Source organism: Sediminibacterium sp. GW821-FHT12F12, from assembly GCF_058806635.1.
The window spans coordinates 38,089-61,046 of record NZ_JBXAPW010000008.1; the positions used below are offsets into that span (position 1 = coordinate 38,089).

Below are 22,958 nucleotides of genomic sequence, written 5' to 3' on the forward strand. Positions count from 1 at the left end.
CAATATTTCTGCTGCTACCATTGCCGCCAGTGGAACCATAACAGCAGGTAGTTTCAACGGACCCCTTACCGGCACAATCAATACTGCCGCACAGCCCAATATCACATCCGTAGGACGGCTAACCAATCTCTCTGTTAGCGGCACTATTGAAGGGGGGGCTTTCAGCGGTACACTATCCAATTCAGCCCTCAATACAATTACCAGCCTGGGCAATGTGCAGAACCTCACCGTGACCAACAATATTTCTGCTGCTACCATTGCCGCCAGTGGAACCATAACAGCAGGTAGTTTCAACGGACCCCTTACCGGCACAATTAATACTGCCGCACAGCCCAATATCACATCCGTAGGACGGCTAACCAATCTCTCTGTTAGTGGCACTATTGAAGGGGGTACTTTCAGCGGTACACTATCCAATTCAGCCCTCAATACAATTACCAGCCTGGGCAATGTGCAGAACCTCACCGTGACCAACAATATTTCTGCTGCTACCATTGCCGCCAGTGGAACCATAACAGCAGGTAGTTTCAACGGACCCCTTACCGGCACAATTAATACTGCCGCACAGCCCAATATCACATCCGTAGGACGGCTAACCAATCTCTCTGTTAGTGGCACTATTGAAGGGGGGACTTTCAGCGGTACACTATCGAGCTCGGCCCAGAATACAATTACCAGTCTGGCAAATGTGCAGAACCTGACTGTAACCAACAATATTGCAGCAGCTACCATTGCAGCCAGTGGAACCGTAACCGCAGGTACGTTCAGCGGATCACTTACCGGCACCCTTAACACTGCTGCACAGCCCAATATCACTTCCGTTGGTCAGCTAAGCAATCTCTCTGTAAGCGGTACTATTGAAGGAGGTACTTTCAGTGGTACGCTATCGAGCTCGGCCCAGAATACAATTACCAGTCTGGCAAATGTGCAGAACCTGACTGTGACCAACAATATTGCAGCAGCTACCATTGCAGCCAGTGGAACCGTTAAAGCAGGTACACTTAGTGCAACCAATATTACTGCAACAACAGTTCAGGCCAATAGCTATCAGACCAATATGAATGACGTAGTAGCTGCCGCCAATTTAACTGTAGATTTAAGTCTGGGCAATATTGTCTCCATTCCGCTTACTACCAGTACCATTCTTGCCTTTAGCAATGCCCCCACTAAACCAGCTTCCTTTGTTTTTAAAATAGCCTATAGTTCAGCAACAGCATATACTGTTACCTGGCCTGCTTCTGTAAAGTGGAGCAGTAATACGGCACCCACTTTAACCTGTGCAACCGGGAAAACCGATTTGATCAGCCTTATCTGGGATGGAACCAATTATTACGGCACTTATGCGTTAAATTTCTAACAGTAATGCAGTCACTTACAAACAAATAAATAATGGTGCGTTTACTATCTTTTAAATACAGACCTGTTTGCATTTATCTGGCTATACTATTTCTTAGATCCATTCCTGCATTTTCACAAACCATCACTTCCTTTTCGCCTGTTTCCGGGCCAACGGGTTTACAGGGTTCTACAACCATCACCATTAACGGAACGGGCTTTAGTACTACACCGGCTAATAATCTTGTATTCTTTGGTGCTGTATCTGTGGTTCCGTCTGCAGCAACAGCTACTACGCTAACAGTCAACGTTCCCACCGGAACCACCTATCAATACCTGAGCGTATTGAACAAAGAAACAGAGAAAAGGGCCACAGCCTACTCCCAAGAGCCCTTTATCCCTACCTTTTATAATGAAGGTGCTATGCAATTTTCCACTTCTGCTGATTATACGTTAGCTTATTCCTCCTCCAAACCCTATTTTAAAGTGGGAGATATAGACGGTGATGGGAAACCGGATGTGGTTTTATTAAATGTGGCAGCCAATACAGTAACTGTTCTTCGTAACACTTCCTCCGTAGGATCACTCAGCTTTGCTGCCGGGGTAGATATCCCCACCGGGGTTACCCCTACTTCCATCGCTATTGACGATATGGACGGAGATGGGAAATATGACCTGGTTGTGGGGAATAGTGGCGACAAAACTTTTTCTGTGATCCTGAATACTTCTACAACCGGTACAATCAGTTTTGCCGCTAAAGCGGATTATTCCACACCAATCCCAAACACTGTAGATGAATTAGCCACAAGTGATATGGATGGCGATGGTAAGATAGATGTCTTCTACATTAAATTCATTCTCTCCACAACCACTGTACATGGTTTTATCAATAATTCTACCATTGGCTCAACAAGCTTTACATCCGATATAGTATTGAACTCCCATTCTTCGAAAAATATTTTTTTTGCCGACTATGACCAGGACGGGAAGGTTGATATATCCTGGGTAAACAGTGGTAACGGTTTAGCAGATATCTATCGAAATATAAGCTCCATAGGTAATATTCTCGTGCAAACCAAAGTCTCCGTTACAGCAGGTACCGGTCCTTTCTGGTTTACAGCCGGAGACCTGGATGGAGATGGTAAACCCGACCTCGTATCAACCAACACGGGAGGAAACAATATCGCCACCCTTCGCAATATATCCACATCCGGAACAATCAACTTTGCAGCCAGGTCGGGAACCCCTCTGGGCACCACTACCCCCAGTTGTGTGGTAATGACCGATATAGACGGAGATGGGAAACCGGATATTGCTGTAACGGCTAAAGGAAATAATACCGTTAATATTTTCCGCAATAATTCCACATCCGGCACGATCAGTCTCGGAGGCCGTGTATCGCTTACTACAGATACATCACCGAATTTTCTCTCCTTTTGTGATTTTGACGGGGATGGAAAACCGGATATGGCCGTTGCCAATGCCAGCAGCTTCACCATAACAAAAAGCATTAGTAAAACAAAAATGTTTTTCAGCCGAATGCCGTTTTAAAACAGAGATCCAGGTTCTACAATGCCTGTGAGAGGACAAAGAAGGGTTTCAATATAGTTCACTTTGGCTTTTTGTAACACAAACATGCCTGAAAGATAAATTTCAACAGTCCGGCAAGTGTCAGGTATCGGAAGATTTTACAACCGGCAGAAAAGGTTAAACGGGTATTAAGCCTGGGTATACATTAAAGTGAAATTTGTACCGACCCCCTTTTTACTGGAGATGGTATATTCCAGTCCAACCTGTTTAGCCATATCGTGGATGATTCTGAAACCCAGGTTATGTGATACGGTCACATTATTTTTAATATTCTCCAGCAGCTTATCGGAATCGAATCCCTTTCCGTTATCAATGATAGATACTAATACGGTTTGATCTCTCTTAGTAACAGCAATTTTCAGGACCCCGTTGGTTGTATATTTATTGGCATTATCAATGGCATTCCTGATGATAATAGACGATATCTCTTTATTAGAAGTAACATATTCTCCATCGGCAAAATCAAGTTCCAGCTGATTGTTATTTGCGTTAATCGATTTTTCATAAAGCTGAATATTCTCATGCAGGATGTCAGAGATATTAATTATTTCACGTTGTAAGGAAATTTCGATTTTGTTATTGACGAACCAGTCAAGTACATTATTCCCGAAAAGACTGAGATTCCTGCTCGTTTCCACCAACAAATTGAAATGTTGCCTTTGTTCATGCTCAGGTTGCCGTAATTCTTCCAGCGTAAGGCTCTCCGCAACATCACTTAAAAACCTGAGGGGTGAACGTATGTCATGCATTACAATCTTGCAAACCTTTACTATCGTTTCATATTTCGCAAGTAAATCTGTATGCTTCTCCAGTAGTTCTGTATAAGCGGCGCTATTTTCAATTTCATTTTCTTCCATCATGTCAAGCTAAGGCATTTAATATAAAAAATCCAATATGAAAACACATATTGGATTCACTATCAGATAGTTCTGCCTATAAAAATAGGCTTAATCTGTATGGGAAAAAATTAAAAATTCAATTAAATTGAGCTTAAAAGTGGTTTAAGTAGCTCCTGTGGAAGGAAGCGGTAATCAGGTAAGCTGATTGGGTTGCCCAACTTTGTTAATCAACTCAACCAGGTTTTTAACCTTTAGTTTTTCAAAAATCCGGTTTTTATAGGTGCTTACTGTGGTTGGACTCAAAGCAAGTAATGCAGCAATTTCAGAAATCGTTTTTCCGCTTAACACATATTGCAGCACATCTGCTTCTCTCGTAGATAAAAGGTCGAGCGGTTGTTGCACACCATTATTCTGAACCATTGCGGAAAATAAATATTCTTTCACATTATCGCTCACATATTGTTTTCCTGCCAAAACAGTACGAATTGCAGTCTTAATTTCCTCATTATCCGCACTTTTACTCAAAAAACCATCTGCCCCCGATTGCAAATACCGCAGAGCAAACGTAAGTTCACTGAAAGCAGTAAACATCAGAATTTTGATTCCTTTATCAATTTTTCTGACCTCCCTGACCATTGCCACGTTATTACCACCTGGCAAACTGATATCCAGAACAAGCATCTGGAACTGATGTTGTGATATCTGTTCCAAAACCTTTGTAAAACTATCAACACTGGTAATTTCTGCAGAAACAACCGCTTCCCTGATGGTAATGGAAATACCCGTTCTCACAACGGCATGATCATCCGCAATTAAAAAAGAATTCTTCGCTCTCATACTAAAATTAGTTTACATTAAAAACCTCTTATCCTGAATCAGGATATAGTTACATCACCTTCCCTGTTACAATCCCTGCCAAAGCAAAATCACCTGAGACGAAATCGCATCTTTACTAAAAATGATATGCCAATGTAAATCCAAAAGTGAAAAAACTATCTGCTCCACTTGCCACTCCGGATCTTAATTGATTTTTGCCAACAAACTTTTTGGTGGGATTTGAAAAATACACAGCAGCATCTGCCAATGCAGGATTCGCTGCCGCCAACTGAACCACGTCAGGATAAGGATCGGGCCCCACATCATCCAGGTAGTCTGTAAAAGCAAGATGATAACTCGCAAACAGGGAGTAGATCAGATTTTTATTGAGCAAATACCGGACTTGTATGGAGATAGGTGCCCCCAGGCTCGAGAGCGCATAAGGCGCATTCTCTGCACCTGGCAAATACTGTCCACCAGTACCCAGTGTTTGGAGATCGTACAACTCGCCAAGAAACTCTCCCTTAGGGGCAAATTTGATATAGTCTACCCCAAACCCGATAGAGGGCCTGATTTTATTCCGGGAAGAATATATGCGGTTATCAAAGAAATCATACTCCACCTGAAAACTGATATTGGTTACCGGCGTGGTAAACGAAAATCCTCGGGCCATCTTAACCGTATCCCCAGACCGCGCATCGGCACCCGTTAATGTCATTTTCATTAATGATAAACTGAGCGACACATGATTCTTCAAACTATACCGGAACTGTACGCCCGCAAAGGAATTAAAATCATTACTGAACAATTTTTTATTGGATAAGGTTCCATAATAAATCGCGTATGCCCCCATAAAGCCGAGTTCATAGCGTTTCTTAAAAGAAACGGTTTTAACAACAGGTGGTATACTGATTTTATTTTGGGCATCCAGACTATCTTTTTTCTTTGCCCGCAATTCATAGGCAAGTTTCTCCGTCTCGTAAAATCGTAAAAAAGCGGCATAGCCTACCCGGATCTCCGGTATATATCCCCCGTCTGTACCTTGCAGATCAGTAATGGTCAGGTATCCCCTTTTGGCGCGGAAAATACTATCAGTCCGGTAATCAAAATCAAATATCAGCCCTTCTTTATCATAGGTGGTTTCCATTCTGGTCCTGATAAAAACCGTATCAGCTATCTTCAGAGAGTCTTTCAGGTACACCAACCTGACCTGCTGCTTATCAATTAAAAGAGGGCGGTTGGGCATAACCTGCAGTGTTTGCAGTCCACCCCACAATGCAAAGTTATCACTGATGGCAGTACCCACACTATCCACTACCTGTTTCCATCGCCCGTCACGCATCCGGTAACTGGCCCTATGAGTTTCGCGGGGCGGCAACTTTTCAATCTTATATACATGCGGAGGTACACTGTCAGATGGTTCAGTGAGAAAGTTGTTTACAATCAACTTAGGAGAAGTATAATTTACCGTATAATCATAAATTCCTTTACGGATATCTCTTTCGGTTACGGCTCCCCAATAATTGCCCGGAACCGGCAAACTATCAAAACTGCCATACAAGCCAATATTCGCTGCATGCAACACGGTATCAGCATTATTGTCCCACAAAACATTACCTACAAAACTATTTCCGGCTATAATGGCTTTGTATTTTGTAGCCGTTTTATCCATCCTTCCAAAAAGAAAATTACTGGAAAAAGTGTACTTGCCATATTCGGCTATCCGGTTGTTTACAAAAGCATTGGACTCCAGTATCACCTGCATACGGTCGCTTACCAGGTCTTCGATATACAATGGAGCAAGGTTTTCTGCAAACAGGTTCTTTTTTATTACAAAAACTGTTTTCCTGGAAGCAGCATCTCCCGTCAGACCCGGATTCAACAGCTGCAATACAGCCGTTGATCCTGCATTTTTTATAAACTCATTTTGAGTTAACTCTACAGAGGGTCTGCTCCAGCCATATTCAAAATTCAAAGGCAACAGCAGGTTTTCAAAACGGGTATAACTGATAGAAATGTCAGTCTCAGCATTATTAATGATCACAAAACCCTGTCCGGTTGCCCCGGCATCACTTTTCGCTATAATTCTTTTAGCAGCATCACCCTTCATCTGCAACTTACCCAGGCACACAATAGACATGCCATTTCCGAAAATAATGCTGGCTCCGGCATCCACTACCAGGCTATCTGTAACCGTTATCACTTCAGCAATGTAATAGGTTTTTTCAACCAGATGCAAACCGGAAAAGTTACCACGCAGCGTATCTTGCTGTGCAAAAGCAGTGAACGGGCATAGAATAAATAAAAAAACCTTCACAATATTTTTCATTTTTACTCAACTATTTTATATAGAATAGGATTGGGTGTTCGGGTAGTTCCGTCTGTCAGTGAAATCGTAATGTTATCAAAAAACACTACATCTCCCTTTTGCAATTGTCCAATCAGTTCCTGCATGGGGCCACGGAATATTTCGCCATAATTATAAACAGACCGCTGTTCACCTGTTTTGGGAATACGCGTAAACCGGAAGCCGTTTAACCTGCCGGGAATCAGCTGTGATCCAATGTCCACAGTAGTGATCATTCGATTCAGCGTCAACAGGTCCTTTACACTCAAAACATCCTTGGTAGCATTATCTATATTCAGCTTTACCGTTGGGTTAGGAAGCAGCGATACATGTACCTTTTTCTCAAAAAGAAGTTTCTCCGAATTATTTCTGGTATCAGTGAAACGGAATGTAAAATCACCGCTTTTGCGGAAAATGACTGTATAATTATTTCCGGATTGACTGATGTCGGCCGTTGGGTCAATACTTACTGAAAAACCACGTCGGGTAGTTTCATCTATTTCCCTGATAAAAGTATTCGACACCCCTACATACAGGTTTTCTGCATACATCGCACCTATGATCTGCTGAAACAGATTATCGTATTCATTGTCTTTCGTCTTTTTCGCCGGTGCAGCCGGCTCACTTACTGCGGGTGATAACTTATTGACAGGCAAAACCGGTTTAATTTCCTTCACTTCCGGTTTTTTCTGTAACTGAACCTGTTCATCTACTTTCTTGTCAATAAAAACCCGGTTCTCTTTTCTCGAAAAGAAGGCTGGCAGATAGTCAATGGTTTTTAAAGCCGCTGCCTGGTATACATATTCGTTCTCCAGTAATAATAATTTGATCCGTTTGATCTGTACATAACTGATGGCAGTGGGTTTATGCAAAAAAAGGTAACGCTCCCAGGAAACCTCCTTATTAGAAAGAGTACGCAAAGTATCTTTTACCGGAAGCAGGTTTTCGATGGCACTGTCAATCTGGTAAGGTTGAGACCTGATAAAACTATTAAGACTGAACATTTCCTCTTTGAACCGATAAATCAAGGAATCCTTCACCAGGATTTCTTCAATCTTACGTTTATCCTGAAACTCATCTTTAATATTCGTGCCCATTTTCTCAAGACCCTTCAGAATAATTTTATCCAGGCTATCTACCCACTCGTAACTTCTGTGCAGCCGACTTTGTATATTCAGGTACACAAGGGTGGTATCTTTATTAAGTTGGTCACGGTGAGTAGCAATAACCTTATTGGCAAAATCAACCTGTAACAAACGTTCACGTTCCTGGTACTCAAGTGTTTTAATCCAGTAATAATTGGAGTCAAGCAGGCTGAAAGGGATATTTAATACCGATAGGCACACAAAAATCACATACAGCAATGTAATCAGCCGGTACCGGTTTTTGTTAATTTTGGCAGCCATGGTTATTCTCCTATCTGTTTAAACTGTTTGATGATACCCGATGAAAGATTATTGAAACGGTAGATGGCATCATTAAGGCCTTCCAGCTGCTCCTGAAACAGATTCAGCTTATCCCCGGATATAATAGACACAGCAGCCATTTTCTGTAAATTGATCTGTAATTCACGGATATCATCACTGATGGCATGCAGTTCAATAAAGGAAGCCGTCACTTTCGATACATTGTCTTTGAAGGCAGTAAAAGCTACGGCAGAATCTGCCAGATGGCCAGACATCATTTCCAGCGACTCATGGTATTGCGAACTGCCCTTAACAATACCCGTATTCAATGTCTCAAACTTTTCAACATATTCCGACATACCTTTAAAATAGCGTTGAGAAAGCTCTTCCACTTTCTCCTGAATCCCCTTCAATCCGCTGGGAACATCGGCATTATCCACCAACTCCGGAAACAAGCGCTCCCACTTGTATTCTTTCTCTTCACTTTTAAACTGAATAGATGACATGGTAAATACCAGCGCCTCCACACCCAGACCGGTTAATAGAAATGCATCCTGCAGTTTCCATTCCATGAATTTGGCAATTACCCCGATCAGGATAATCACGGCACCGATACTGTAAAAAAAATTGAATACATCCACCTTTTTCTTAAACATGATTATTTCTTTTTAAATGAACAATTGAAATGAACTTCAGCAACACCGCCACCACCATAGATGGCTTTTGAATAAAGCCCCCCTATAGAATAGTTAACAAAAATGTTATAGGTTTTTTCAATCGGAATCCCGATACCGGCCGTAATTACACCAGCCGTATTATATTGCAGATTAGCGGAAAGAAAACCGTTGGCATTTAATAAAACTCCACCTGTAATGATAGAGCCGGATTCTTTATACTTCATCATGCCAGCAAAAAGTTTTATATAAGAATCTTCAGAAAGTAACCGGCCACCTCCCACCTTACGCTGATAAGTAGCACCTGCCTGCAATTGCAGGTAATCCATCGACTGCAGGTTTTTATTCTGTAAACCGGCTGTAAGGTTAGGGGCAACCACCTGCAACTCCAGATTTTCAGAATGCAGGGTAAAACTGAACGCATTATAAAAAGACGGTGGAATGCTGTTATAAGCACTAATGGCAGGATCATTCGGGTCGCCAATGATATTGCCGAGATTAGCAGATGTTTGGGCTCTGACATTTTTAAACCCTGCGGCAATACCAAAACGCAGATGAAGATCCTTTTTAAATTGGATGCCATAAGCGTAACAGAAATTAAAAATCGTTTGTTTCAGCAGTCCTCCCGATTGGCTTTGAAACACAACCCCAATCCCTGCCGATTCAGACACCGGCATATCAGCAGAAAAAGCAAACTCAGTTGGCAAACCCGATTGAGAGTTATCACGGGGTGTTTTAACACTGCCGTCGAAATTATACCCCTTCGCCATACCCGCCTGAGAGGGATTAAATCTGACTTTGTTATTAAAAACACTGGTACTGAAATAATTGGATTGGGCATTCACATAACTCACCGATAAACCACCAATAACCAGTACTATCAGCAGGCAGGTTAATTTATTTGACATGGCAATTAATTAAAAATATTTAAATATCCTTTTACCACTACTTCTCCGGTGGAGGACTTGATTTTGATTACATAGTAGTAAACATCAGTAGCCAATTTGGCGCCCGAACTAGCCGTACCTTTCCAGCCTCCGGTATAGTTCTCGCCCTCATATACCTTCACCCCACTCCTGTTATATATAATAATATTATTAGTAGGATAGTGCTCAATATTCTTTATCTCCCAGGTATCATTATAGCCATCTCCATTCGGGGTAAGGATATTTCTGGGTACTATAGAATATCCTTGCACTACCTTGATGATTACACTGGCCGTATCCGAACATCCATCTGAATTGGTACCCTTTACAATGTATCTGGTATTATCGGTTACCGGGCTCAAAAACGGATTAGCGATAAAAGGATCACTTACATAGGCACGGGGCGACCATTCATAAATACTGGCTCCTTCGGCAATTACCTGTGTAGCGTTACCGATACTGATTGTATAATTATCACGGTTACTCACAGTAACTACCGGGTTAACCCCCAGCTTCACCTTAACCGAATCAGTATACGCGGAACATCCACCGGAACTGACCATCATTTTATACCAGCTATCCCTTGTTTGAGCCGGGGCATAAAACTTGCGATTGGTTGATCCGCTGGCGGAAACCGGCGCATAGTTTAAACCGTCATTGGAAATCATCCATTGAAAAGCATAACTGATTCCATCGCCGCCATTAGGATAACTTGCCACTAACGGACCAACCAGTTGGCCGGGACAGGAAGTAGCAGGGGCTGTTTCAATAAACTGAGAACTTATACCCGGATTAACATTCACTTTCAAAACGGGGGTTGCTGCACCCAAACAGCCATCTAACACAGGCACCACTTCAATCAAACCAGACAGTGAAGCTGTTCCACTATTTCTCGCAACAAAAGAAGCGATATTGCCCGTTCCGGAGGCAGCCAACCCTATTCCTGTTTCAGAGTTAGTCCAGTTAAATACTGTATTCGGATGATCACCTGTAAACTGAATGGTTTGTATAACCATATCCTTACAAACCGATCGGTCGGCCAATACTTTTACTGTTGGGTTAGGTTTTACAGATACCCGCAGTGTATCCATATTAGAACAACCATTTGTATTAGCCAGACTGATCTGATAAGTAACTGTTACCGGTTGGCTGATTTTATTAACCAGACTTTCGCCAATCGTTCCGAGTCCATTGGCAGAGTTATTCGAAATGCCATTTACGATGGAACGGCTCCAGATAAAGTTGGTTCCGGAAATATTACTTACCGGATTATAAGAAACCGGATCGTTACTGCATTTTGTCAGGCTGATGGCACTGGTTAATCTGGGCAATGGTTTTACTGTAACTTTTACATACTGGTCGTTACTGCAGGTAGAACTCTGTAGTATACTATACTTATACAACACGTCAATAGGCGATGAAGTAGTATTGATTAACACTTCCGCTATATCACCCTTCCCGGCCACAGCAGCATTGGATATCCCTGCAACTGCATCCCTTGTCCATTCCAATTGCGACCCCGTTACACTGGAAGTAGGGGAGAACAGAAATAATTCATTACTGCATACAGAGAACCCGGTACCCGTATTGGTAATATTGACAGAAGGATTTATCAGTACATAAACGTTTTCCGTATTGCTGCATTCCTTGTTTTTGATCGTAAACACATACGTTACCAATATCTGTGATGAAGTTGTATTGATTAATTGTTCACTGATAGATCCGGTACCGTTGGCAGGCCTGTTAGAAATACCAAAAATGGATGCCCTTGACCAGGTAACGGTGGCAGCGGTATCTCCATCAACCACCGGTACATAGGTAAGCAAACTATTGCTGCATATTGCAGGTAACGTAGTAGCACTTTTCAGTTTCAGCGAAGGGCTGATGGTAATGGTAAATGCCGCAGCTGCACCTTTACAACCACCCGCCTCAGGTGTTACACTGATAGAAGAAACAACCGGCTTACTGGTTTTATTGTCAGCTACAAAGAACATGTCATTAATTCCCTCAGATAAAATGCCCAGTGCCGTATTATCATTGGTCCATCTATAAGTAGTATTGCTTACCGCAGAGCCGTAAAAATTAACAACAGCAATACTATTATTACAAAATACCTTATTAGATACATCCACTATCGAAGGTGTGGGATTAACGGTCACGATAATCGCTTTTTTGGCAGAGCAACCATTCGCCAATAACGTAATTTCATAAGGAACCTGAATGGCCGAATTCGAAGTATTCACCAGTGTTTCGCGTATCGTTCCCACGCCGGTAGCCGCTGCATTACTGATACCGGTAACGAGGTTCCTCGACCAACTAAAGGTTACGCCGTCAGTACTGCTTTCGGGGAAATAGGTAAACACTGTATTACTGCATACGGCTGGCGGTGTGGTACTACTGCTCAGCGATGGTGTAGGTTTAACCAGGATATTGAACCCCCTCGCTACACCGGAACAGCCATTAGCCACCGGTATAACGGAAATAGATCCCGTTTGTACCTGGTTGACTCTGTTCACTGCCGTAAATGATATATTACCATTACCCGAAGTACTTAACCCGATATTACTATTCGTATTAGTCCAGGTATACACCGTTCCGGCTATAGAAGAACCACTGAAATTTACCTGCACCTGCGAGCCGTTACAAACCAGCTGCTCTGCAGATTCAGCTACTACCGGAATGGGATTAACAGTCACCAGTATATCCTCACTATGCGAACAACCATTGGCTGTAAGCGTAAACCGGTAACTTACCACAACAGGCAGGTTGGTGGTATTAACCAACGCCTCAAAAATATCGCCCGTACCGGAATTAGCCGTGTTTTTAATACCAGCTACCACCTGCCTTGACCATGCATAGAAAGTACCGTTGGTTAAACTGGATGGACTATAATTCAACAAAGCACCAGAACATACACTCAGGCTGGTTGGAGAACTCAGTACAGGGTCCGGATTAACCAGCACCTGTACAATCTGGGTATTACTACATCCATTGGCCGTAAGTGTATATTCATAGTCTACCAATACAGGAAATGTACCCGTATTGTGAAGCACTTCAGAAAAACCATTCTCACCGCTGGCTGCAGCGTTGGATATCTGTGGTTGCACTGCTCTCTTCCAGGTATACGAAACACCAGCAGTAAGAGAAGAAGGATTAAAAACAGCTGCCGTATGATTACAAATAGAACCCGCACTGGTAGCTACAAGAAGCGGTTTGGGATTAACAGGCACTGTTAAAGTAAATGGCTGACCGGTACAACTCCCGAATGCAGCAGAACTATATGGCGTAATCAGATACAAGGCATTGGTAACATCGGACCTGCTATGAGATAGATTATTTTCACTTACCACTGACTGTTTATTGGGCTGGCTGTTTCCACCGGCAATGGCACTTATTGGATTAGAAGACGGTAAGGCCCAGGTATATAACGTACCACTTGGCACAATGCCTGCAAAATCGGCAAAGCTAAATCCGGCTCCATTACATATACCACTCGCAAGCGTTTGGTTGCTGATCTGCGGAACCGGATTTACCGTAACCGTAACCGTAAATGTTCTTGCACTACAGCCATCAGGTGTTACCGCATAAACAACCTGCACAGCTAACCCGCTGGAATTAGTAAGTGTTTGTGTAAATGAGTTGGCCGGTACCGCGTTACCCGAAGCCCCGGATATGGCAGCGGGTGCAGACATAACCACCCAACTATATTGTTTGCCCAACGGAACATTAGTGGGTATATAACTCAACTGCGTACCACTACAGACCGTAAATGAGGTATCGTTTACCAGGGCATTGGGAACAACGGTTATCGTAAAAGATTTGGATACACCCACACATCCGTTAGCAAACGGTGTTACGGAAATACTCGCAACCGTATTGGCTAAACCGTTATTCACAGTAAGGAAAGAGGCAATATCTCCATTACCGCTTGCGGGAAGTCCCACAGCAGTAGTATTGTTATTCCACGAATAGGTGGTTCCGGGAATAGAAGAGGCAAATGTGATCGGCGAACTGGTTATGCCGGCACAATAGGTCTGGTTTACCGGTTGCACCAACTCAGGTGCCTGCTGGGTTACTGTAATGGTTTGAGACTGTCCATTACCAGGTAGGTTTTCACAGGCATTACTTCCGCTTACTTTTACATAATAGGTAGTAGAACTGTTCAGCACAGGGGTATTAAAATTAGCTCCGGTACCCACCTGGGCAGTAAAATTCGCATCCGTGTACCAGGTAAATACAGGATTCTGGATACTGCTGCCCGCAGACAAAGTTGCCTGCAAACTGGCAGAAAGTCCTTTACAAAGATTTGGCGTGGATGTAGTTATGACTATATCAGCGGCCTGCGATACGTAGGTAACATTTACCTGGTGGGTATTACTTTTTGCTACCCCACAGCCATTACCCGAAAAGCTGGCTTCCATATAATAATACAGAGTGCCCAGCGAAAAAGCAGATGGTGTATAGGATACAGTACGCGCACCATTATCCGTTCCCAGATTCGTACCACCGGTATTGGTATTCGTATTGCTGGAATACCATTGATAGGTTACGGTACCGGTACCCCCGCTGATAGCAGCATCGGCTGTGATAGCCCCTGCATTCTGACATACCGTTTGCTGATTGGGACTGACAGATACCGTTGGCATTTCATTTACTACCACAGTGGCCACATTACTTGAAATACCGCTGCCACAACCCGGATCTGTAACTGTTGCATAATAATAATAAGTACCGGTTGTTGCCAATGCACTGGTATAAGTGGTACCGGTTTCGCCCGCAATAAGCGTACCCCCTGTATTGGAAGCAACCGTATTTCTATACCACTGGTATACAAACGTACCCGATGCACCACCATTTCCAGCTACCCGTAAGGTAACTGTACCGTTTACGCAAATAGAAGTAGTAGCTGCCGGTTGAGTACTAACAATTACCGGTGCTCCCGAACGGGTGATGATTTTTGTAACATCACTGTTAACAGTATTACCCAGATTTACATCCGTTACAACCACATAAAAATACCTGTCGTTAACCAAACCGGTGGCAGGCACGGCATAGGTGGCGCTGTTTGCACCCGCTAACAAAGTGGCACCAGCCATACTGTTAACCGAGTTACGATACCATTGATAGCTATAAGTGGAACTGCCGCCAGTAACCTGAACAGATAGTGTTGTTCCGGTATTATTACATACTGTTTGCGCAAGCGGTTGCACAGCAATCACAAGCGACGAAGTGGTAACTACTTCTGCCACTGCCGAAGAAACGGCGTTTCCACAAACCACATCGGTGATCACGGCATAAAAATAACGGCTGCCGGAAGTAGCGGTAGCAGGCACCGCATACGTAGCAGCAGTAGCACCGGCAATTGCTTCGCCACCTGAATTGTTGCTGGCAGTTACGCTATACCATTGATAGCTATACGTACCCGATGCACCGCCACCAGCCACTGTAATATTGGCAGAAGCATTATTGATCAGCGTTTGTAATGCCTGGGGCTGCGTAACAACGGTTAACGCCGTTCTGGTAAAAATAGTGGCCGGATCGGTGGTTACAGAAACTCCGCAAACAGCATCCGTAATCACTGCATAATAATAACGGTTGCCTGATACTAAATCAGCCGGTATGCGATAGGTAGCCGTATTGGCACCGGATACACTGCCCAGGTTCGTACCCCCGCTATTACTGTTACTCGTATTACTGTACCATTGATAAGTATAAGAAAGTGACCCGCCAGATCCTGCTATTGTCAGGTCGGCCGCTGTATTATAGCAGATAGTTTGCGATAAAGGCTGTGTTCCCACAGCCAGTGGCGCGCGCGTATTTACCGTAGCCACATTGGTGCTAACCTGTAATCCACAACTGGCATCCGTAATAACTGCGTAATAAAAACGGTCGCCGGCTGTTCCGGTAGCAGGTACGGTATAATCCGCAGAAGTCGCTCCTGTAACAATCGTTCCTCCGGTATTACTATTACTGCTATTACTAAACCACTGGTACGTATAACTTAGCGATGCACCTGCACCTGCTGCACTGATCGTAACGGTTGTATTATTACAGATAGTGCCCGATAGCGGTTGCGTACCTACCGATAAAGCCAATCCCGTTGTTATTTTTGCCACATTACTTCTTACGCTTGCACCGCAACTCGCATCTGTAATCACCACATAATAAAACCGGTCGCCCGATAGGGTAGTTGCCGGCACCGTATAAACGGAGGTCTGTGCCCCTGAACCACTACCCAGGTTACTACCACCGGTATTACTGTTAACAGTATTACTAAACCACTGATAAGTATACGCGCCCGTACCCCCGGATGCCTGCACATTGATGTTGGCAGTGTTGTTATTACAGATGGTCTGCGCCTGGGGTTGCGTTTGTATACCCAATATTGAACTGGTGGTTACGGTAAAGGCACTGGTATTGATCACCTGACTACAACCAATATCACTGATTTCTGCGTAATAATAGCGGTTACCGGCAAGGGTGGTAGCAGGTACCGTATAGGTATCTGTATTTGCCCCCTGTGCCCCGCCCAGATGGGTACCACCTGTATTGCTGTTACTGGTATTGCTATACCACTGGTAGGTATATACCCCTGATCCACCAGCCCCTGCTGTGCGAATATCAACGGTCGTATTGTTACAGATAATTTGATTTCCAGGTAAAACACCCACACTTAGTAATGGACGCGTAGTAATCGTTACAGGATTCGATACCAATTGTTGTCCGCAACTGACTTCCGTAATAACCACATAATAGTAACGATCCCCGCCGGTAGAAGTACCTGGTACGGAATAGGTAGCATCAGTAGCTCCCACAATTAAACTGCCGCCGGTATTACTCAAACTACTATTGCTAAACCATTGATAAGTATAACTTAAGGAACCGCCAGTAGCAATAGTAGACACATCTACGGCGATATTGTTACAAACAGTTTGTGAAACCGGTTGAGAGAGAATGGCCAGTATCTCCCCGGTAGTTATTTTGGCAGCCTGGGTACTGATATTCACCAGACAGGATGCATCGGTAATAACAGCAAAGTAATAACGATCCTGTATAAGGGTACTGGCAGGTACAGTATACGTAGCAGATATAGCTCCCGAAATAACCGTTCCACCAGTATTAAGATTACTGGTATTACTGTACCATTGATAGGTATAACTTAAGGAACCGCCAGCACCGGCCGTTTGAATGTCAAAAGTAACATTATTACAGGTTTTCTGGCTTACAGGTTGTGCACCTACCGTTAATGCACTGCGAGTAGTTACTGTTGAAGCATTGCTGCTAACATTTACCCCACAGGTAACATCTGTTATCACCACATAATAAAAACGGTCGCCCGCTGTTGCTGTGGCAGGTACCGTATACGTATCCGTTTGCGCGCCCGCTGCACTGCCCAAACTGATACCACCTGTATTACTGTTACTGTTGTTGCTGTACCACTGGTATGTATAACTGCCCGATGCACCAATACCCGCTACGGTTAATGTAGTGCTCGTATTATTACAGATCGTTTGTGTAGCAGTAGGTTGCGTTAATACCGTTAATGCACTGCGTGTTGTTACTGTTGCCGCATCACTGCTGTTGCTTACCAAACAGTTATTATCTGTTACCACCGCATAAAAATACCGGTCACCGGCTGTACTGGTACCCGGAACAGTGTAAGTCACTGTGCCGGAGCCGTAACCAGGAGCAATTGGGGTACCACCTGTATTGCTGTTGCTGTTATTGCTATGCCAACGTATGCCGTAATTACCCGAACCACCTGTTATCCCCCCCACAGTCAGCGCTACGCTTGTATTATTACAGATAGTCTGCGAAACGGTAGGTTGTGTAGCAAAACCAATTGCCGCAAATGTATTTATAGATACGGCATTGCTTTTAACAGTTACCCCGCAAGTGGCATTTGTTATCTCCACATAATAAAACCGATTTCCAGCCGTAGTGGTGGCAGGTACTGTATACGTATCCGTTTGTGCGCCGGATCCACTGCCCAAACTGGTTCCGCCTGTATTGCTGTTACTGTTGTTGCTGTACCACTGAAAACTATAACTACCAATCGCTCCAGCCCCTTCAGTTGATATAGTGGTGCTGGTATTGTTACAAATGAACTTAGAGATTGGTTGTGTACCTACCGTAAGCGCAGACCTTGTATTGATAATTGATGGACTGCTGCTGACGGATACACCACAGGTAGCATCCGTTATCACCACATAATAAAAACGGTCGCCCGCCGTAGGGGTGGCTGGCACACTATACGTGGCCGTTTGCGCGCCCGCTCCACTGCCTAAACTGGTTCCGCCTGTATTGCTGTTACTGTTGTTGCTGTACCACTGGTAAGTATAACTACCCGATGCACCAATACCCGCTACGGTTAATGTGGTACTCGTATTATTACAGATCGTTTGTGTTGCATCGGGCTGGGTACTTACCGTAAGTGCTGCCCGCGTGGTAATAGTGGATGCATTGCTGCTGACAGATACACCACAAACCACATCCGTTATCACCACATAATAATAACGGGCGCCGGCTGTTGCCGTGGCAGGTACGCTATACGTGGTCGTTTGCGCTCCCACTCCACTACCCAAACTGGTTCCGCCTGTATTGCTGTTACTGTTGTTGCTGAACCACTGGTACGTATAACTGCCCGATGCACCGGTACCCGCTACCGTTAAACTGGTACTCGTATTATTACAGATCGTTTGTGTTGCAGTCGGCTGCGTAGCCACGGTTAATGGCGTGGAACTCACGGTAATTTTGAACGAAGCAGAAATGCTGTTACTACAATTACTGCTGCTCACCCTTCTCCGGTACCAGGTATCTTGTGTAAGTGCCCCCGGAGCATAAGTGGCCCCATTACTGGTTCCGGATGCAGTAGAGAAATTGCTGCCATCTGTACTGCTCTGCCATAAATAGGTATAACTGCCACTACCCCCTGCAGGGCTGCCCGCAGTAAATGCGGCCGGTGTACCACCGCTACAGATAGTGGGTGTGGTAGTACTGATGGTATTATTGGTAATGGGCGGTTGTACGGTTACCGTTAGCGCAAAACTATTTCCCGTACAACCACTCGGTGCTACAGGACTTATCGTATACAAAGCCGTACCATTAGCGGTAGAACTGCTGTTTAATAATCCGGTAACCAACGACTGCCCCGACAGAGCGGCTCCACCGGTAATAGCTCCTGAACTAACCGTTATTACCGGAGCATTCCATGTATAAAGTGTACCCACTGGTACCATAGAACCCGTAGGCGTAAAACTAAAACCTACCCCACTACAGGTAGTTACGGTGCCTGCACTCAGCTGAGGTCTAGGGTTTACGGTAACAGACAAGGTTGCCGTAGTAAGAATTCCGGTAGAGGTACCGGCAAAAGTGATGGTATAGGGAACCACGATGGCAGCTGCCGTGGTATTCACCAGCGTTTCTGTAATATTCGCCGATACATTATTCAGGCTGGCAGCATTGCTGATACCCGCTACCGCAGCTCTCGACCAGGTAAAAGTTCCTGCTATACTACCCGTAGCCGTGTACGACAATGCCTGACCACTACATGCACTCGTGGTAGTAGGGCTCGTCATGCTTTGGTTAAAATAAAAAGCAGCCTGACTCGCTTCCATTGCAGTACGCTGTGCATCAGTAATCGAAGGCAGTACCAGCAATTCTGATAAATATCCACCAAAAGCCCCATGCCCGCCTCCCACCTGCCGACCGATATACATACCTCCGGTAAGTTCATAACCGCTCGTACCGGTACTACCTCGCTTAAAAGTGGCTATATAAGGCTTGCTATACGCAGGTATAGTGCCGGGGTTTGCAAAAGTACCTCCATTTATATATGCTCCCCCACCCCCAGTACTGGTCAAAAAACCGTTCGCATTGTAACCGAGATCAGTTCTTTGCAGCATACCGGTACCATTAGCGGTACTGCTCAGGCTGCTGAGTAATGCACCATTGGTAGCGGCCGCCTCAGCTGTAAGTACCGCATTGGCAAACGCAGAAGCTGCATTGTCTACCGTAAGTTCATTCGTATATAATACGGTTCTGCCACTCCAGGCAAAATCCAATGCGGGTAACCCGTTCAAGGTCTGTATAGTACCTGCCGACATGATCCGGGGGTATTCATTGGCACCGCCAGGGTAAGCCTGCATGGTTCTGTTGCTACCACTCTGATCATACCAGAAATTGATATAGGCATCCCTTCCGTTCACCAGTGTTTTCATGGCTGTCGTATCCAGATTGCCATTCGCATCAAAACCAATATCTCCACTCGCCAATGTGGTAGAATTATATGCACTGCCTGTGGCTTTCACCATAATATTGATGGAAGGTCCTGTATACGAAGCATTCAGTTTACGCATACTGTACATGGCAGTGGCATTCACACCCGTTAAGCCGATAGCACCGAAATCAGGTGCACTATTGACCGCCATAGAAAATGTTGTTGTTTGATTACCACTTACATTACTGGCTGTAACGGTATAGGTTGTTAGCCCAGATGTTGCCGTGGGAGTACCGGTGATAATACCGGTAGTCGTATTAAAAGTTAAACCTGCAGGTAAAGCCGGAGAAATACTGAAGGAAGTAGCAGCGCCTCCGGTACTATTAGAAGGTGCTAAATAAAGAGCCTTACTCGTTGTAAAATAATGCTTAAAGGAAGGATAACTGATCCCCGAAGGAGCACTTACAGCAATACCATAATAACTGGCCTGGTTGCTCGGTAAAGCAACCCTTGGATTACTGCTGGACGTAAAAGGTAATATAGAAGGCAGCAACAATACTTCCGATATATTACCATTCAGCGGATTACCGTTATTGGTAGGGAATGTGCTGTTATTACTCCAGCCAAGTGACAGGATCATATTAGACCCCAGAACACTGCCCCCCGAACTGGTAGTTACTACCCGCGATATGGGGCGCATATTACTCACAATTGAATCCGTAAACCCGGACGAATTGGGAGAAAACATCGTCATGGCAGTAAACAATGTATTCAATGTGAAAGTAGACGGCCCATCGCCGGAAAAATTGCCTCCCCGGATGGAACCCAGATAACTATTGCCTCCATGCACATTAAGCAGTGAACCACTATTGATAGAACCCTCATCATTAGCTGATGTTGATGAACGGACTGAAACGATACGCCCATAAACACCACCGGTGCTGCTTACAGCAGCCACCGCATTGGCACTGAAGGTACTCAAGCCATTAATGGGTACATTTGCCTTACTCGTTAACCAACGGCCCCCATCAAATACCAGGGTAGGCCGGTTATTGGTTCCACTGCGAAGTACCTTACCTGCTCCAACTATTATCGGCTGGCGAAAAGGAATTAATTGGGCAGAATCTATTTTGGTGGTAGCGCCACTCTGGTCATACCATACCTGCACAAAGCCCGAATCAGTAGCACTGGTACCCACAAAGCTCTTTAATGCTACCGTATCCAGGTCTCCCCCCGCGGTGAAACCGATATGCCGGGTTGCATCATCGCTTTTCCTGCGTACCAGCATCGCAAATCCATTGTAACCGCTGTTAACCTTACGTAAACTGAAAACCGCAGCAGGAACCACTGTTCCTATGCCTATCCCACTGAAACTGGTAACATCATCTACCCCTAAAGCAAGATCAAAAAAGGTACTGCCAGATGCATTGCTCGCCGTGATCCTGTAAATGGCGGGCGATAGAATGGCAGATCTTGTTCCTGAAATGACACCTGTAGTGGTATTAAAAGCAACCCCACCCGGAAAACTTGGGCTTACACTATAAGAAGTAGGGGCACCACCCGTACCGGCTGATGGAACAAGGTTTAAGGGAATTCCACGATTAGGATACGGGGTAACCCATTGCAGGCCTCCATTGTACGTAATATTGGCAGGGGCCTGGCTTTGCGCAAGCAAAGAAATACAACAAAGAAACAGTACCACAAGTAAACAACGTTTAGCTGCACTACTGAAAAACCGGGTTTGCATTAAACGGCTGGATAAGAAAGCTATCTGCATATACATTACTTTATCATTCTTGTTTCCTGAATCCTTACCTGGCTTTACAAGACAGGTAATTTTTGAGCACTCATCCGAAAATCACTGATACAACACATAATATCACTACAAGGATATAGTAGAACCACTTCAAAGGTTGCTGATTTCAGGTTCAGAGTCGATAACTATCGTTTAGGACTTTAAGTAGCTTTTTAACTATCCTTAATAGCTAAATCGTTATGCCTGATAGCTGAAAAATGACACAGCGGCTTTTTAATGGGTTTACCACCGATCGCTAACTGAAGAAAATCACAGGAGGAGGAAAATCACCTGGTTAAGCCAATACTATCAAACTTAGATCAGCATTGAATCTACGCCATTGATCCAGTCAGATTTTTTTGTGCAACAAAGAGAAATCCCATGCCCGTTTGAACATTTGCTGCTGTCTGTTTATAGCAGTTTGCTGGTAGCATTTCGGAGATCTAATCTGCTTGGTTGCATGAAAAACAGCCTTAAAAAGAGGCTATCAATGTAGTAGCAGCGCCACAAACAGATAACGATGCCGGAAAAGACAGCATGCTTTTTGGCAGTTAACCGTTAGTATCGGTATAAAAAAATTATCCGTGCTGTTGTAGAGATTACCGTAACCTGAGATGAATGGGAGTACGGGCCCGCAGTTCCGATCCCGATACTCCTTACACTAATGTATGGATGAAGGGAATTATTAATTTTGCAACAGTATTCATCTGTAAGCACGATAAACGAATGTCTTCTTTAATCATATTTTAATAATATAGCGCATTGTGTTATTGAGCAATTGAAAATCCCGACATGCAGGGTGCCTGATGGATGATGGCTAATCAGTACCTGCAACCCCTGGAGCTGATCTGTAGTCAAACCCGTTACGCCATCGGCGGGATCAAAGGAAAGGGCTCCTGGTTATGCAGCAACCACCATCGGCACCTGATTCCGGATTGCAGGGTGATCGATTTTTTTATAGCAGAACACGTTATTAGAATAATCAATACATTACAGATCAACTATTCTTAA

9 protein-coding genes are annotated in these 22,958 nt (G+C 44.3%); 2 read left to right on the forward strand and 7 right to left on the reverse strand.

Features of this window, described 5'->3' with window-relative positions:
* Both AC1RNB_RS12225 and AC1RNB_RS12230 read left to right on the forward strand, forming a co-directional pair.
* On the forward strand, positions 1-1,357 hold a 1,357-nt coding region (locus AC1RNB_RS12225), incomplete at its 5' end, for a beta strand repeat-containing protein (protein ID WP_493083160.1).
* 32 nt (positions 1,358-1,389) lie between these two features.
* Positions 1,390-2,886 carry an FG-GAP-like repeat-containing protein gene (locus tag AC1RNB_RS12230; RefSeq protein WP_493083162.1) on the forward strand — a complete coding sequence of 499 codons (1,497 nt, stop codon included), beginning with the start codon at positions 1,390-1,392 and terminating at the stop codon, positions 2,884-2,886.
* Between the two features lie 167 nt (positions 2,887-3,053).
* On the opposite strand, the gene AC1RNB_RS12235 is transcribed toward AC1RNB_RS12230, so the two are convergent.
* The 7 genes from AC1RNB_RS12235 to AC1RNB_RS12265 all read right to left on the reverse strand — a co-directional run bounded on the left by AC1RNB_RS12235 (position 3,054) and on the right by AC1RNB_RS12265 (position 21,929).
* On the reverse strand, positions 3,054-3,785 hold the full coding sequence (locus AC1RNB_RS12235; RefSeq protein WP_493083164.1) for a sensor histidine kinase: 732 nt from the start codon (positions 3,783-3,785) through the stop codon (positions 3,054-3,056).
* A gap of 171 nt (positions 3,786-3,956) precedes the next feature.
* A complete protein-coding gene (locus AC1RNB_RS12240; RefSeq protein ID WP_493083166.1) occupies positions 3,957-4,601 on the reverse strand; it encodes a response regulator transcription factor in 645 nt (214 codons plus the stop codon).
* 115 nt (positions 4,602-4,716) lie between these two features.
* Complete coding sequence (locus tag AC1RNB_RS12245) at positions 4,717-6,909, reverse strand: DUF6089 family protein (protein WP_493083168.1); 2,193 nt, start codon at positions 6,907-6,909, stop codon at positions 4,717-4,719.
* Positions 6,910-6,911: 2 nt separating this feature from the next.
* Positions 6,912-8,333: a hypothetical protein gene (locus AC1RNB_RS12250; protein WP_493083170.1), complete on the reverse strand. Its 1,422-nt coding sequence runs from the start codon at positions 8,331-8,333 to the stop codon at positions 6,912-6,914.
* Between the two features lie 2 nt (positions 8,334-8,335).
* On the reverse strand, positions 8,336-8,989 hold the full coding sequence (locus tag AC1RNB_RS12255; protein ID WP_493083172.1) for a GldL-related protein: 654 nt from the start codon (positions 8,987-8,989) through the stop codon (positions 8,336-8,338).
* A 2-nt stretch (positions 8,990-8,991) separates the two neighbouring features.
* Entirely contained in the window at positions 8,992-9,915 is a 924-nt protein-coding gene (locus AC1RNB_RS12260; protein ID WP_493083174.1) for a type IX secretion system membrane protein PorP/SprF, read from the reverse strand.
* A gap of 5 nt (positions 9,916-9,920) precedes the next feature.
* Positions 9,921-21,929 carry a DUF8696 domain-containing protein gene (locus AC1RNB_RS12265; RefSeq protein ID WP_493083176.1) on the reverse strand — a complete coding sequence of 4,003 codons (12,009 nt, stop codon included), beginning with the start codon at positions 21,927-21,929 and terminating at the stop codon, positions 9,921-9,923.
* Positions 21,930-22,958 lie beyond the last annotated feature (1,029 nt).